General features: G+C 71.2%; 13 protein-coding genes. 1 reads left to right on the top strand and 12 read right to left on the bottom strand.

Annotated features, from left to right (window positions below; all coding sequences use genetic code 11):
- Positions 1-1488, bottom strand: coding sequence for a potassium/proton antiporter (locus ACYVIP_RS40310; RefSeq protein ID WP_460406352.1), 1488 nt, complete (start codon positions 1486-1488; stop codon positions 1-3).
- A gap of 112 nt (positions 1489-1600) precedes the next feature.
- Here ACYVIP_RS40310 and ACYVIP_RS40305 point away from each other — a divergent pair, with 112 nt between their 5' ends.
- Entirely contained in the window at positions 1601-2578 is a 978-nt protein-coding gene (locus ACYVIP_RS40305; protein ID WP_460406351.1) for a M28 family metallopeptidase, read from the top strand.
- Between the two features lie 76 nt (positions 2579-2654).
- On the opposite strand, the gene ACYVIP_RS40300 is transcribed toward ACYVIP_RS40305, so the two are convergent.
- The 11 genes from ACYVIP_RS40300 to ACYVIP_RS40250 form a co-directional block, all read right to left on the bottom strand.
- Positions 2655-2927, bottom strand: a complete 273-nt coding sequence (locus ACYVIP_RS40300) for a DUF167 domain-containing protein (protein WP_460406350.1) — start codon at positions 2925-2927, stop codon at positions 2655-2657.
- Positions 2924-4138 carry a pyridoxal phosphate-dependent aminotransferase gene (locus ACYVIP_RS40295; RefSeq protein WP_460406349.1) on the bottom strand — a complete coding sequence of 405 codons (1215 nt, stop codon included), beginning with the start codon at positions 4136-4138 and terminating at the stop codon, positions 2924-2926. The genes ACYVIP_RS40300 and ACYVIP_RS40295 overlap by 4 nt, the downstream gene beginning before the upstream one ends.
- Before the next feature lie 31 nt (positions 4139-4169).
- Entirely contained in the window at positions 4170-7301 is a 3132-nt protein-coding gene (gene ileS, locus ACYVIP_RS40290) for an isoleucine--tRNA ligase (protein ID WP_460406348.1), read from the bottom strand.
- Between the two features lie 241 nt (positions 7302-7542).
- Positions 7543-8199: a hypothetical protein gene (locus ACYVIP_RS40285; RefSeq protein ID WP_460406347.1), complete on the bottom strand. Its 657-nt coding sequence runs from the start codon at positions 8197-8199 to the stop codon at positions 7543-7545.
- A 30-nt stretch (positions 8200-8229) separates the two neighbouring features.
- The gene (wag31, locus tag ACYVIP_RS40280) at positions 8230-9054 is read right to left on the bottom strand and encodes a DivIVA-like cell division protein Wag31 (RefSeq protein ID WP_460406346.1); all 825 of its coding nucleotides are present in this window, start codon (positions 9052-9054) and stop codon (positions 8230-8232) included.
- Positions 9055-9103: 49 nt separating this feature from the next.
- Positions 9104-9388, bottom strand: coding sequence for a YggT family protein (locus ACYVIP_RS40275; protein ID WP_460406345.1), 285 nt, complete (start codon positions 9386-9388; stop codon positions 9104-9106).
- A 20-nt stretch (positions 9389-9408) separates the two neighbouring features.
- Positions 9409-10092, bottom strand: coding sequence for a cell division protein SepF (locus tag ACYVIP_RS40270; RefSeq protein WP_460406344.1), 684 nt, complete (start codon positions 10090-10092; stop codon positions 9409-9411).
- Positions 10093-10129: 37 nt separating this feature from the next.
- Positions 10130-10861, bottom strand: a complete 732-nt coding sequence (locus ACYVIP_RS40265) for a YggS family pyridoxal phosphate-dependent enzyme (protein ID WP_460406343.1) — start codon at positions 10859-10861, stop codon at positions 10130-10132.
- A complete protein-coding gene (pgeF, locus tag ACYVIP_RS40260; RefSeq protein ID WP_460406342.1) occupies positions 10858-11601 on the bottom strand; it encodes a peptidoglycan editing factor PgeF in 744 nt (247 codons plus the stop codon). Before pgeF ends, ACYVIP_RS40265 begins: the two co-directional genes overlap by 4 nt.
- A 9-nt stretch (positions 11602-11610) precedes the next feature.
- A complete protein-coding gene (gene ftsZ, locus ACYVIP_RS40255) occupies positions 11611-12963 on the bottom strand; it encodes a cell division protein FtsZ (RefSeq protein WP_460406341.1) in 1353 nt (450 codons plus the stop codon).
- Positions 12964-13226: 263 nt separating this feature from the next.
- Positions 13227-13724, bottom strand: coding sequence for a DinB family protein (locus ACYVIP_RS40250; protein WP_460406340.1), 498 nt, complete (start codon positions 13722-13724; stop codon positions 13227-13229).
- Positions 13725-13726: the final 2 nt, after the last annotated feature.

Raw genomic sequence — 13726 nt, 5'->3', positions numbered from 1 at the left:
CTACTGCTCCTCGCCGGTCTCGCCCTTCCACTTGGCGAACCGGCCTGCCCGGTCGACCGCGCGGATCCGGTGCTCGGTGCGCGACCTGACCTGCTCGGTGGCCACCACCAGCAGCTGGTCCTCCTCCTGCAACCGCGTGGTCGAGTCCGGCGTGTGGCCGACGCCGGCGCGGACCAGCAGGCTGACCGTCGCGCCCTCCGGCAGCCGCAGCTCGCTCAGGTACACACCGTGCAGCTTGGACCCTGACGGGATCCGCACCTGCAACAGCACCGCGCCGAGCTCGTCGAGCGGCGCGGCGTCCACGGAGACCTCCATGGAATGCGCGCCACCACCGAGCCCGAGGAACTTGGCGAGCAGCTGCAACGTGCTGCCCTGGACCAGGGTGAGCACGATGACCAGCACGAACACCGCGTCGACCAGTTGTTGGGCGCCGGGCATCCCCTCGGTAAGCGGGATCATCGCGAGCACGATCGGCACCGCGCCACGCAGCCCGGCCCACGACAGGAACACCTGTTCTCGCCAGGGCATCCGGAACCCCGCCACCGACAGGCTCACCGAGATCGGCCGGGCGACCAACGTCACCACCGCGCCGGCGACCAACCCCGGCACGACCGCGTGCAGCACCCGGTCGGGTGACATGAACAGCCCGAGCAACACGAACAGGCCGATCTGGGACAGGATGCCCAGCCCTTCGGCGAAGGAGACCGTGTCGCTGCGGTGGGGCAGCCGCGAGTTGCCGAGCACCAGCGCGGAGACGTAGGCCGCCAACAGTCCCGAGGCGTGGATCGCCGACCCGCCGGCGAACGCGAGCACCGACACCGCGACCGCCGCGAGTGGGTACAGACCGGTGGCCGGCAGCGCCGCGCGGCGCAACGCGAGCGCCGCGACCCAGCCGAGCCCGACGCCGATGAGCGCGCCGACGACCAGCTCGTAGATCACCAGCAGCGGCAGGTCCCAGGTGACCACCCCGCCGGAGGCCAGCAGCACCACCGCGATGTAGGCGGCGGCGTCGTTCATCCCGGACTCCAGCTCGAGCGCGCCGACCAGCCGCCGGCTCACCGAGACGTTGCGCAGCACGCTGAACACCGCGGCGGCGTCGGTCGGCGCGAGCACCGCGCCCCACAGCAACGCCATCCGCCAGTCGAGGCCGAGCAGCAGGTGCAGCGCGACGCCGGTGACCACGATGCTCACCCCGACGGCCAGGGTGGACAGCACGATCCCCGGCCACAGTGAGGTCTTCACCTGTGGCCAGCGGGTCGTCAGCCCGCCCTCGGTGAGGATCAGCACCAACGCGGCCAACCCGAGCGACTCGGTGAGCTCCGCGTTCTCGAACTCGATGCCGACGCCGCCCTCGCCGAGCAGCATGCCGATGGCGAGGAACAGCAGCAGGGACGGGAACCCGAGCCGCACCGAGACCCGCACCGCGAGCACCGCCACCAGCAGCACGGCGGCTACCACCCCGAGCACGAGGGCGAGGTCGGTAGCCACACACACCTCCCCTGACGGGACTCGAGATGAACTTTCCGACGAATGAACCTAGCGTGCGAAACACACCGTTGACACGCTGACGAGAGATCGGCAACTCCCCGGAGGGACGACCATGAGGCTCATCCGCTCGCTCGCCGCGCTCGGCATCACCGCGGTCACCCTCGGCGCGGCGTGCGCGGCGACCACGCCGACGGAGGCGAGCGAGCCGTCAGCCCCGACGTTCGCCACCGAGCGGTTCGCCGCGGCGCCGGACATCCCGGTGGCCGACGTGCAGGCGCATCTGGCCCAGCTGCAACAGATCGCGGAGGCCAACGGCGGCAACCGGGCGCACGGGCAGCCGGGGTACCTGGCCGGGCTGGAGTACCTGCGGGCCAAGCTGGACGCCGCCGGGTTCGTCACCACGCTGCAGGAGTTCGACGCGGGCGGCACCGGGTACAACCTGATCGCCGACTGGCCGGGCGGGGACGAGAACGCGGTGCTGATGGTGGGCGGGCACGCCGACAGCGTGCGGTCCGGGCCGGGGATCAACGACAACGGCTCCGGCTCGGCGGCCCTGTTGGAGGTCGCGCTGACCGCCGCCGAGCAGAACCTCCAGCCGACCAAGCACCTGCGGTTCGCGTGGTGGGGTGCCGAGGAGCTCGGGCTGGTTGGCTCGACGCACTACGTGCAGAGCCTGCCGGCCGAGGAGGTCGCGAAGATCTCCGGATACCTGAACTTCGACATGGTCGGCTCGCCGAACGCGGGCTACTTCGTCTACTCGTCGGACGGTCAGCCCGATGGCTCGGCGGCGTTCGAGGAGATGCTCAACGGCCACTACGCGGCGGCGGGCGTGCCGACCGAGCCGGTGGCCATCGGCGGCCGCTCCGACCACGCGGCGTTCGCCGAGGCCGGCATCCCGACCGGTGGGGTGTTCACCGGCGCGGAGGACACCAAGACCCCGGAGCAGGCGCAGAAGTGGGGCGGCACCGCGGGCGAGGCGTTCGACCCCTGCTACCACTCCGCGTGCGACACGACCGCCAACATCGACGAGACCGCCCTTGACCGCAACTCCGACGCCATCGCCGCCGCCGTCTGGACCCTGGGAGCCTGACCGCGAGCAACGCCCTGAATGCCTCATTCGGGACGTTGAACGTCCCGAATGAGGCATTCAGGGCATCCGCGGGTGGTCAGCCGAGGAGGGCGGCCAGGCGGGTGGGGGCTTCGGGGGCGGTGAGTTCGATGATCTTGTCGCGGGCGCGGTCGCCGGTGACGATCGTGACGTCCTGGCGGCGGATGCCGAACGCGGTGGCCAGCGCTCGGCGGACGGCCTCGTTGGCCTTGCCGTCGACGGCCGGGGCGGCGACCGCGACGATCAGCGCGTCGCCGGCGGGCGCGGGCCAGCGCCCGCCGACCGAGGTGCGGCGGGCGCCCGGCTTGACCCGCACGGCGAAGCGGATCACCGGGAGAGCGTGGCCAGTGCCGAGGTGAGGTGGTCCAACGCGGCGGCCACCCAGGGCAGGGTGAGCGGATCGTCGGCCGCCAGGACGGCCCGGCGCTGGTCGTCGGTCCGGCCGGTCAGCTGGCCGGTCGCCACCCGGAAGGACAGCGAGGACGCCGGCTCACCGAACTCGACCCCGGGCAGCAGCGCCACCCCGTGGTCGGCGAGCAGCCGGTCGGCGACCTCCCAGGCCGTCACCCCGGACAGCAGCGGCGACAGGTCCGGATAGCAGTAGAACGCCGCCTGTGGCGCCGCGACCTCGGCCCCGGCGTCGGCGAACCGCTCGGCCACCGCCGTGGTGATCCGTCGGTACACCGCCCGCGCGTTGTCCACATAGGACTTGATGGCCGGCGGCTCGGCGAAGGCGAGCGCGGCGGCGGCCTCCACCGGACGCGCCGGGCAGGACCACAGCTCGCTGGCCACCGTCAGCACCGCCGCGCGCAACGGCCCGTCGGGGAACCTCGCCACCCCGAGACGCCAGCCGCCCAGCGCCAGGTTCTTGCTCAACCCGGTGGTGACCACCGTGCGCTCCGGCGCGACCTCGGCCGGGCTCAGCACGGTGGTCCCGGGGTAGACCAGGTCCCGGTAGATCTCGTCGGACACGATCGTGAGGTCGTGCTCGCGGGCCACCGCGCACACCGCGCGCACGGTCTCCGGCCCGGCCAGCCGGCCCGTCGGGTTGTCCGGCAACGTCAGCACCACCGCCCGCACCGGCCGCTGCGCCGCGCGCACCGCCTCGGCCAGCAGGTCGGGATCGGGCACCCCGCCCTCCCCCGGCCTGGTCGGCACGTGCACCGCCGCGCCGCCGGTGAGCCGGACCTGCGGGGCGTAGGACACCCAGCTCGGCCGCGGCAGCACCACGTCGCCGCCGACGGCGAGCAGCGTCGCGTACAGCAGCGCCTTGCTCCCCGGCCCGCACACCACCTGGCCGGCCTCGGTCGGCACCCCGCGCCGGGACCACCAGCCGGCGGCCGCGTCCCGCAGCGCGGGATCGCCGGCCACCGGGCCGTAGTCGTTGCGGCCCGCGGCCCCGGTGAGCGCCTCGACCAGCAGCGGGTGCACCGGCACCCCGGCCTGCCCGAACGACAGCGGCAGCACCGGCAACCCGGCCCGCCGCCGCTCCTCGGCCACCTCGTGGGCCACCAGCGTCGCGGACACCCCGGTCACGGTCATCGGCCAGCCTCCCCGGTTGACCGCAGGTGTCTCATGCCTTCACGACCATGACCGTCACCGCGATGCCGTCGCCGACCGAGCCGGTGAAGCCCTCGGTGGTGGCCACGGCGGCGACCGCCTCGTAGGTGACCGACTCGGCGAGCGTCTCGCGCGCGATGAACGGCTCGTGCGCCCTGGCCGCCGCGGTGACCCCCTCCGGGGCCTGCACGGTCAGCGCGATCCGGTCGGCCACATCCAGGCCGGCCTCGCGCCGAGCCTGCTGCACGACCCGCACCAGGTCCCGCGCCACGCCCTCGGCCTCCAGCTCCGGGGTCAGGGTCGGGTCGAGCACGACGATGCCCGAACCGCCGGGCAGCTCCGCGGTCGCCCCGCCGGCCGCGGCCACCAGCCTGCGCTGGTACTCCCCGGCCAGCAGCTCGATCCCGGCGGCCACCACGGTGTCGCCCGAGGTGGTCCACTCCCCCGCCTTGACCGCGCGGATCACCTTCTGGGTGTCCCCGCCGAGCCGGGGGCCGCAGGCGCGCGCGTTCACCACCAGTTCGAAGTGCCCGTGCGCGGCCACGTCCGTGGTCAGCGTCACCTGCTTGACGTTCACCTCCTCGGCGATCAGCGCGGTGAACGGCTCGAGCACCTCGGCGTCGGCGGCCGCCACGGTCAGCGACGCCAGCGGCAGCCGCACCCGCAAACGGTTGGCCTTGCGCAGCGCCAGCGCGGCCGAGCAGACCTGCCGGACCCGGTCCATCGCGGTCACCAGGCCGTCGTCGGCCGGCAGCGCGTCGGCCGCCGGCCAGTCGGCGAGGTGCACCGAGCGCTCGCCGGTCAGCCCCCGCCACACGGCCTCGGTGGTCAGCGGCAGCAGCGGCGCGGTCAGCCGCGACACCACCTCGAGCACGGTGTGCAGGGTGTCGATCGCGTCCTGGTCGCCGGTCCAGAACCGGTCCCGGGAGCGGCGGACGTACCAGTTGGTCAGCGCCTCCAGGTAGTCCCGCACCCCGGCGCAGGCGCCGGACAGGTCGTAGCGGTCGAGTGCCTCGGTGGTCGCCACCACCAGCGAGTGGGTCTTGGCCAGCACGTACTGGTCGAGCACGTGCCGGGAGTCGGTCCGCCAGGTGCCGGTGACGCCCTCCGCGTTGGCGTACAGCGCGAGGAAGTACCAGCAGTTCCACAGCGGCAGCACCGCCTGGCGCACGGCGTCGCGGATGCCGCGCTCGGTCACCACCAGGTCGCCGCCGCGCAGGATCGGCGAGGCCATCAGGAACCAGCGCATCGCGTCCGAGCCGTCGCGGCTGAAGACCTCGTTGACGTCCGGGTAGTTCTTGCGCGACTTGGACATCTTCTGCCCGTCGTCGCCGAGCACGATGCCGTGGGCCACGCAGTTGCGGAACGCCGGCCGGTCGAACAGCGCGGTGGCCAGCACGTGCATGGTGTAGAACCAGCCCCTGGTCTGGCCGTTGTACTCGACGATGAAGTCGCCGGGGTAGTGGTGCTCGAACCACTCGCGGTTCTCGAACGGGTAATGCACCTGGGCATAGGGCATCGAGCCGGACTCGAACCAGCAGTCGAGCACCTCCGGCACCCGCCGCATGGTCGAGTTGCCCGTCGGGTCGTCCGGGTTGGGCCTGGTCAGCTCGTCGACGTGCGGGCGGTGCAGGTCGGTCGGCCGCACGCCGAAGTCGCGGGCCAGGTCGTCGAGCGAGCCGTACACGTCGACCCGGGGATAGGCCGGATCGTCGGACACCCACACCGGGATCGGCGAGCCCCAGTACCGGTTGCGGGAGATCGACCAGTCGCGCGCGTTCTCCAGCCACTTGCCGAACTGGCCGTCCCGCACGTGCCCGGGGACCCAGTTGATCTCCTGGTTCAGCTCGACCATCCGGTCGCGGAACTTGGTCACCGCGACGAACCACGAGGACACCGCGCGCTGGATCAGCGGCTCGTTGCAGCGCCAGCAGTGCGGGTAGGGGTGGTCGTAGGTCTCGTGCCGCAGCAGCAGGCCGGCGGCCCGCAGGTCGCGGATGATCGGCCCGTTGGCGTCGAACACGTGCATGCCCTGGTACGGCGGCACGGTCGCGTCGAACAGCCCCGCGGCGTCGACCGGCGTGACCGGGGTGATCCCGGCCGCGTCGGTGACGACCTTGTCCTCCTCACCGTAGGCCGGCGCGATGTGCACGATGCCGGTGCCGTCCTCGGTGGTCACGTAGTCGGCGGCGAGCACCTGATGGGCGTTCTCGGTGCCGGCGAAGAAGTCGAACGGCGGGGTGTAGCGGCGGCCGAGCAGCTCCGCGCCGGTGAACCTGGCCACCACCGGCGGGTTCTCCCCGAGCTCCCTGGCGTAGGCGGCGACCCTGGCCTCGGCCAGCACGTACCGCTCGCCGTCGTGCTCGACGGTCACGTAGTCGACGTCGGGGTGCACGGCGGCCGCGAGGTTGGACGGCAGCGTCCACGGGGTCGTGGTCCACACCAGCGCCAGCTCACCGGTCTCCAGCCGCAGGCCGACGGTCACCGCCGGGTCCTGCCGGTCGCGGTAGGTGTCGTCCATCCGGGTCTCGGTGTTGGACAGCGGAGTGCCGCACCGCCAGCAGTACCACAGGACCCGGTAGCCCTCGTAGATCAGGCCCTTGTCCCACAGGGACTTGAACGCCCACATGACGCTTTCCATGAAGTCCAGGTCAAGCGTCTTGTAGTCGTTGTCGAAGTCGACCCAGCGGGCCTGGCGGGTCACGTAGTCGCGCCACTGGTCGGTGTAGCGCAGGACCGAGGTGCGGCAGGCGTCGTTGAACGCGGCGACGCCGAGCTCCTCGATCTCGTCCTTGGTCTTGATGCCGAGCTGCTGCTCGGCCTCGAACTCGGCCGGCAGCCCGTGACAGTCCCAGCCGAACCGGCGCTCGACGTGCTTGCCGCGCATGGTCTGGTAGCGGGGCACCACGTCCTTGACGTAGCCGGTCAGCAGGTGCCCGTAGTGCGGCAGGCCGTTGGCGAAGGGCGGGCCGTCGTAGAAGACGAACTCGTTGTCCCCGTGCGTGCCCGCCGGGCGGGCGTCGACGGACGCGGTGAACGTGCGGTCGGTGTCCCAGTAGTCGAGCACGGCCAGCTCGAGCGTCGGGAAGGACGGCTGGGACGCGACGTCCTCGCCGCCACCAAGCTGCGCCTTGGGGTATGCCATCGGTTCCTCGCGGTAGATCGTTCCGGTGTGTGCACTGCTGCCACACGGGGACGACTCACGCCGCGGTACCACCCCGCTTGCCACCGTGAACTGCGATGGCCGCTCATTCGCCGGCTGTCACGGGCCGTCCCGTCCGGGTCTAGTGGGGTGCCTGGTCAGCACCCGTTCTTCCGGAAGCTCCCCGGTGATGGCCGGATCAACGCCGCTAACCACAGGGTAACCACCCCGGCAACCGAGTTCGCTAGCGGGCGGCCCGGTGCCGGGCGGCCAGCACGGCGTCCGGTCCGCAGTACGCGCACGGGGTGAAGCCGAGTTGGCGGGCCTCGTTGACCGGCAACGGCAGGGTCGGCCTGTCGGCCAGCCAACCGCAGGTGCCGAGGTGGTACCGGGGGTGTTCGTCCACCACCTTCACCTCGACCGTCAGCTCCGAGACCACCAACAGGTCCGCGGCGTCGGTCGGCTCCTCCGCCGGATCCTCAGGAGGCGGGGGTGGCGCCGCGACCGGCGCCTGCCGCACGGTCTGCTCGACCAGCCGCTCGGGCTCCGGAGCACGATCCGGCGCACGCTCCGGCTCTGGCTCGAAGATCGGCTCGACGTCCACGTCCCGGACCGGTTCGTTGAACGCGGTGGACGATGCGGTGGACGGCGTGGTGGCCGCCGCCGCGGCCGGCGCGATGGACTCGGTGAGCGGTGCGGCGGCTCGCGTCGTTGCGGCCACCGCGGGCGCACGGGTCGTGCTCGGCTTACGCCGGGCGCTGACCCAGTCGGCGATCAGCAGTGCGGCCGCGACCACACTGATCGACACCGAGATCCACGCCCAGATCGTGTTGGCGGTGGTGAGTGCGGCGATCAGGAGGCCGAACGCACCCAGCACCAGGGCCAGGACGATGTACAGCACGGATACCTAAAGTTGTCGGACGCGGACAGGTCAGCCGGCCTCGGCGGCACGAGGACCGAACGCATAGCCCTGCTGACTGCCCGACCTGCCGCCTTCCGACGGGTTGGACGGAGCGGCCGGGCCTCGGTCGCCGAGCTCGCGGAGACTGGACTCGAGCAGCATCTTCAACCTGGTGCGGTACTCGCGTTCGAACGTGCGCAGCTCGTCGATCTTCTTCTCGAGTGCGGTCCGCTCGGTCTGCACCTGGCCGAGTACCTCGGTGTGCTGGCGCTGTGCGTCGCGTTCCAGTGCGGTCGCCTTGTCGCGGGCCTGGCGCTCGAGCGACTCCGCACGGGTGCGGGCGTCGTTGAGCATCGTCTCGGCCCGGGTCCTGGCCTCGTTGACCATGGTGTCCGACTTGGCGCGTGCCTCGGACAACAGTTGCTCGGACTTCGTCCGCGCCTCCGACAGCATCCCGTCGGACTCGGCCTTCGCCTCGCCGGTGAGCCGGTCGGCCATCTCCTGGGCCAACCCGAGCACCTTCGCGGCCTGCACGTGGTGGTCGCCACCCGACTGGCCGGGCGAGGTCTGCTCGAGCGCGCTCGGCGGCGGCACCGGAGTCAGCCTGCGCGGCTCCGGCGCTGGTGCGGAGGCGGCGTTGCGACTCGCGTCCTCGAGGTCGGCACGGGCCGTCTCGAGTTGCTGGTCGAGCTGCTCGACCTGCGCACGCAGGTCGTTGTTCTCCTCAAGCAGGCGGGAAAGCTCAACCTCGACCAGGTCAAGGAAAGCGTCCACCTCGTCCTCGTTGTAGCCCCGCTTGCCAATGGGAGGCTTGCTGAACGCGACGTTATGCACGTCAGCGGGGGTCAACGACATCTGATCACCTCACGCACTCATCGGCTGCGGTACACCCAGGCGGTCCCCATCACCCGGGATAGGCCAGTCGCATCAGTATGAACACGACCAACAGCAGCACCATAATCGATAGGTCCAGCCCTACACCCCCGATCCGCACCATCGGGATCAACCGACGGACTAGACGAACCGGGGGATCGGTCACTGTGTAGATGGTCTCCAGTGTTACCGCAACCCCGCCAGCCGGGCGCCACTCCCTCGCGAACGCACGGACGAGCTCCACCACGACACGCGCGGTCAGGAACAGCCAGAAGACGAACAGTACCCAATACAAGACAAGCCGCACGGGATCCACGTTGTCAACTCTGCCATCACTCAGCTTCGGTTGAGTAACCCGCCCTCGGCAATCCTCCTCTTGTCCTCCGCGGTGGGGTCCAGATTGGGCGGTGAGATCAAGAACACCTTGTTCGTGACCTTGTCCATCGCCCCGCGCAGCGCGAACACCAGCCCGGCCGAGAAGTCGACCAGCCGCTTGGCGTCCGCGTCGGCCATCTCGGTCAGGTTGATGATCACCGGGGTGCCCTCCCGGTAGTGCTCGCCGATGGTTCGGGCCTCGGCGAAACTGGTCGGGTGCAGGGTGACGATCCGGCCCATGGGGTATCCGCTCGACGACGGTTGGGCGGCCGGTTCCGGCCGTGGACGCGGCGACGGCGCGCGGTTCGGCTCGACCGCGAGCGCGCCATGGACTGGCGTTTCCGACCAGGTCGGACGGGGCCTGGCGGCCGGACGCTTCGGAAACTCGGCTCTTCCGTTCACCTCAGAGTCCAACCGCTCATCGAACCGCTCGTCGCTCATTTCACCCCGGTGGCCGCGCCGTGCCGGGACACGGCGGTCATCCGGGTACGTGTCGTAGTCCTCGTCGTCGGCCGGATAGTCCGCCCGCCGATAGCCCCCGCGGTAGTCCATGGCACCATCGTCGAGGTCATCCAGGTCGTAGCCGTCGTACTCGTCGGCGGGGACCATCCCGAAATAGGCCTTCAGCTTCTGCAGCGTGCCCATACCCCTGCCCTCGATTACCTCACGGCTCCCGAACGTGTTAGGGCGAGGCTAGCCCCCGGGTACCGAGCAGCGCGGTTCCGACACGCACGCAGGTGGAACCGTGAGTGATCGCGACTTCGAGATCATTCGTCATTCCGGCGGAGAGTTCGGTGGCCTCCGGATGATCTTCACGCAGCCGTTCCGCCGCCGCCGCGAGGCGCGCGAAGGCCTCGTCGGGAGTCAGCGAAAGCGGTGCCACGGCCATGATTCCGCGCAGCCGTAGTTCACTCCATCGAGCTATCTCGGCGGCCAGCGTGTCGAGCGTGTCGAGCGGGTGGCCGCCGCGCGCCAGGTCGCCGTCGATGCTCGCCTGCACCAGCACGTCGAGCCGGCCGGCGCGCTCACCAGCCGCGATGGCGTTGCCGACGGCACGGGCGAGCGCCTCGGCCAGGCGCGCGGAGTCGACCGACTGGACCTCATCGGCCCAGCGCACGACCGAGCGCGCCTTGTTCCGCTGCAGGCGGCCGACCATGTGCCAGCGAACGGGTGTCCCCGGGCGGAGTTCACGCAGTTCAGCCGCCTTCACGACGGCCTCCTGCTCCCGGTTCTCGGCGAGGTCGACCAGGCCGAGATCGGCCAGCAGGGCGGCGTCGGTCGCCGGGAACTTTTTGGTCACCGCGAGTAACCGAACGTCGGCCGGCGACCGGCCGGCGGACCGGCACGCGGCCGCGATCCGGGCGCGGACCTCGGCTAACGCGGCGGCGAGCTCGGCTTGTCTGCTCTCGGTCATGCCTCGTCGGTCCGCTCGAGCCAGGTGAGCGCGGCCAATCGCCCAGTGGTCCCTTCCCTGCGGTGACTGAACAGTGTCTTGTCCTCGACCGTGCATCGCGGATCGACGCCGATCTTGGCCACGCCCGCGTCCGCGAGTTGGCGCCACAGCCCGGCGCGCAGGTCGAGGCCCGGCGTCCCGGTCCTGGTCCTGGAGGCGCTGCCCGGCAGATGGGTCTCGACATCGCGCTGCATGGCGGCCGGCACCTCGTAGCACTCGCCGCAGGCCGACGGGCCGAGCAGCACCTCGATCCGCTCGACCGCGGCACCCGCCCGCACCATCGCGGCGAGCGCGGCCGGCAGCACGCCGACCCGGGCGCCGACCCGGCCGGCGTGGGCCGCGCCGACGACCCCGGCCTCGGGGTCGGCGAGCAGCACCGGGACACAGTCGGCGCACAGGGCGACCAGCGCGAGACCTGGCTCGGCGGTCACCAGCGCGTCGGTGGCCTCGAGCGCGGCCGGCACCGGACCGGTGACCACCTCGGCGTTGCGGCCGTGCACCTGTTCCATCCAGACCAGGCGGTCACGGCCGAGACCGAGGTCGTCGGCCAGGCGGTGCCGGTTGGCGGTCACCGCGGCCGGGTCGTCGCCGACTCCGGTGCCGAGGTTGAAGGTGTCGTACGGCGACGTCGACCGTCCGCCGGCGCGGGTGGTCACGACCCGTCTGATGCGGACGGTTGATCCGTTGGCAGGCTCACTCACGGGGTGAGGCTACCGGCGCATGAAGGGCGGAACATCCACTTCGTCGTCGGGATCGTCGGCCACCGGGACGGGTCGGGCGGGCAGGCTGCCGCTGGTGGCGCCGGGAGTGGGCCGGCGCGGCGCGGCCGATGGCGGCACGGTGCCGCCCATGGGGTTGGCCCCCATCGGGTTACCCGCCGGGTAGCCGCCGACCGCCTGCCGCGGCGTCGGCGCGATCTGCTCCTGGGAAACCGGAGCCTCCTGCTGATAGGGCTGCTGCGCGGTGAAGGTCTGCGCGGGCTGTGGTTCGGGCGCGGGCGCCGGCTCCGGCGGCGGTTGCGCGGCGGGCGGTGGCGGCGCCATCTGCCCGGACTGCGCGGTGGCCACCGGGGTGCGCGAGCTGACCATGGTCGGGTCGAGCTTCTTGTGGGTCGGGGTCCCGCTGTCGAACCCGGCGGCGATCACGGTCACCCGGACCTCGTCGCCGAGGGAGTCGTCGATGACCGTACCGAAGATGATGTTGGCCTCGGGGTGGGCGGACTCCTGCACGAGCGACGCGGACTCGTTGATCTCGAACAACCCGAGATCCGAGCCACCGGCGATGGCCAGCAGGACGCCGTGCGCGCCGTCCATCGAGGCCTCGAGCAGGGGCGAGTTGATCGCCTTCTGCGCCGCCTGCACGGCCCGGCCCTCGCCGCGCGCGGAGCCGATGCCCATCAGCGCGCTGCCCGCGCCCGACATGACGCTCTTCACGTCGGCGAAGTCCAGGTTGATCAGCCCCGGGGTGGTGATCAGGTCGGTGATGCCCTGGACACCGGACAGCAGCACCTCGTCGGCGGAGCGGAAGGCGTCCATCAGCGAGACGCCGACGTCGCCGAGCTGGAGCAGCCGGTCGTTCGGGATGACGATCAGCGTGTCGCACTCGTTGCGCAGCTCGGTGATGCCGTCCTCGGCCTGCTTGGCCCGCCGCTTGCCCTCGAAGGCGAACGGCCGGGTGACCACGCCGATGGTCAGCGCGCCCAGCTTGCGCGCGATGGAGGCGACGACCGGCGCGCCACCGGTGCCGGTGCCACCGCCCTCGCCGGCGGTGACGAAGACCATGTCGGCGCCCTTGAGGACTTCCTCGATCTCCTCGCGGTGGTCCTCGGCGGCCTTGTGGCCGACCTCGGGGTTGGCGCCAGCGCCGAGACCCCGGGTGAGTTCGCGGCCGATGTCGAGTTTGACGTCGGCATCGGACATCAGCAGTGCCTGTGCGTCGGTGTTCACCGCGATGAACTCGACGCCCTTCAGCCCGACCTCGATCATGCGGTTGACGGCGTTGACCCCACCGCCGCCGATGCCGACGACTTTGATCACCGCCAGGTAGTTGTGCGGGGGCGTCATCGGATCCGCCTTCCTGATCAAGCTCGTGTTGCCGCCTTACATACCCCGACCCGTCGCGGGTCAACCAGAACCCTGAACCTCAACAAGAGACTTAGAGTTATGTCAAGCCCTGACGTCGAATACAGGACGGTATGCATCGACGGACCCCGATTCCAGCCGCCACGCCGAACGGTTGCGGTGTTGTGCGTCCAATCGCGCCACACCACCCGATTGTCGTGTCACGAGCGTTGGACTCGCGCGTCGGGAGCGTTGGACTCGCGAGGTTACTCGCCGGTGGAGCCGTCGAGGGATTCTCGGAGTAGGTCGAGGTGGCCGGCGTGGCGCGCGGTCTCCTCGATCATGTGGATCAGCACCCAGCGGAGGTTGACCTGGCCGGTGCGGTGGGTGCCCTCGTCGGACAGCGCCATCGCGGCGGCGATCTCGCGGCTGATCGCGCACTGGCGTTCGTAGCGCGCGATCACCTCGGTCAGCGCGATCTCGTGGCCGACGCGGAACTCGGCGTCGGGGTCGACCGCGAACCTGGCCGCCCACTCGTCCGGCTGACCGTCGAGCGTGCGGCAGAACCAGGCCTGTTCGACGTAGACCAGGTGGGCGACCACGCCGGCGACAGTGGTCAGCGGTGAGGACTCGAGCAACGGGCGCCGGGCCTGGTCGTCGGTCAGCCCGCCGGCCTTGAGCACCACGGTGGCCCGCAGGTAGTCGAGGAAACCGGTGAGCTGGTCCCGCTCGCCCCCGGTCGTTGGCGGTTCGGTCCTGGTCATGA

The sequence above is a fragment of the Actinophytocola sediminis genome, assembly GCF_054779715.1.
Note: the sequence above shows the minus strand (reverse complement) of the source record. Positions and strands in the feature narration are given on the sequence as shown.

Excerpts from the sequence above, each read along its gene's own strand:
- ACYVIP_RS40265 (WP_460406343.1), bottom strand. The coding sequence starts at position 10,861 with ATGACCGAGAGCAGACAAGCCGAGCTCGCCGCCGCGTTAGCCGAGGTC.
- ftsZ (WP_460406341.1), bottom strand. The coding sequence starts at position 12,963 with ATGACGCCCCCGCACAACTACCTGGCGGTGATCAAAGTCGTCGGCATC.
- ACYVIP_RS40250 (WP_460406340.1), bottom strand. The coding sequence starts at position 13,724 with ATGACCAGGACCGAACCGCCAACGACCGGGGGCGAGCGGGACCAGCTC.
- ACYVIP_RS40295 (WP_460406349.1), bottom strand. The coding sequence starts at position 4,138 with ATGACCGTGACCGGGGTGTCCGCGACGCTGGTGGCCCACGAGGTGGCC.
- ACYVIP_RS40270 (WP_460406344.1), bottom strand. The coding sequence starts at position 10,092 with ATGGGCACGCTGCAGAAGCTGAAGGCCTATTTCGGGATGGTCCCCGCC.
- ileS (WP_460406348.1), bottom strand. The coding sequence starts at position 7,301 with ATGGCATACCCCAAGGCGCAGCTTGGTGGCGGCGAGGACGTCGCGTCC.
- ACYVIP_RS40305 (WP_460406351.1), top strand. The coding sequence starts at position 1,601 with ATGAGGCTCATCCGCTCGCTCGCCGCGCTCGGCATCACCGCGGTCACC.
- wag31 (WP_460406346.1), bottom strand. The coding sequence starts at position 9,054 with ATGTCGTTGACCCCCGCTGACGTGCATAACGTCGCGTTCAGCAAGCCT.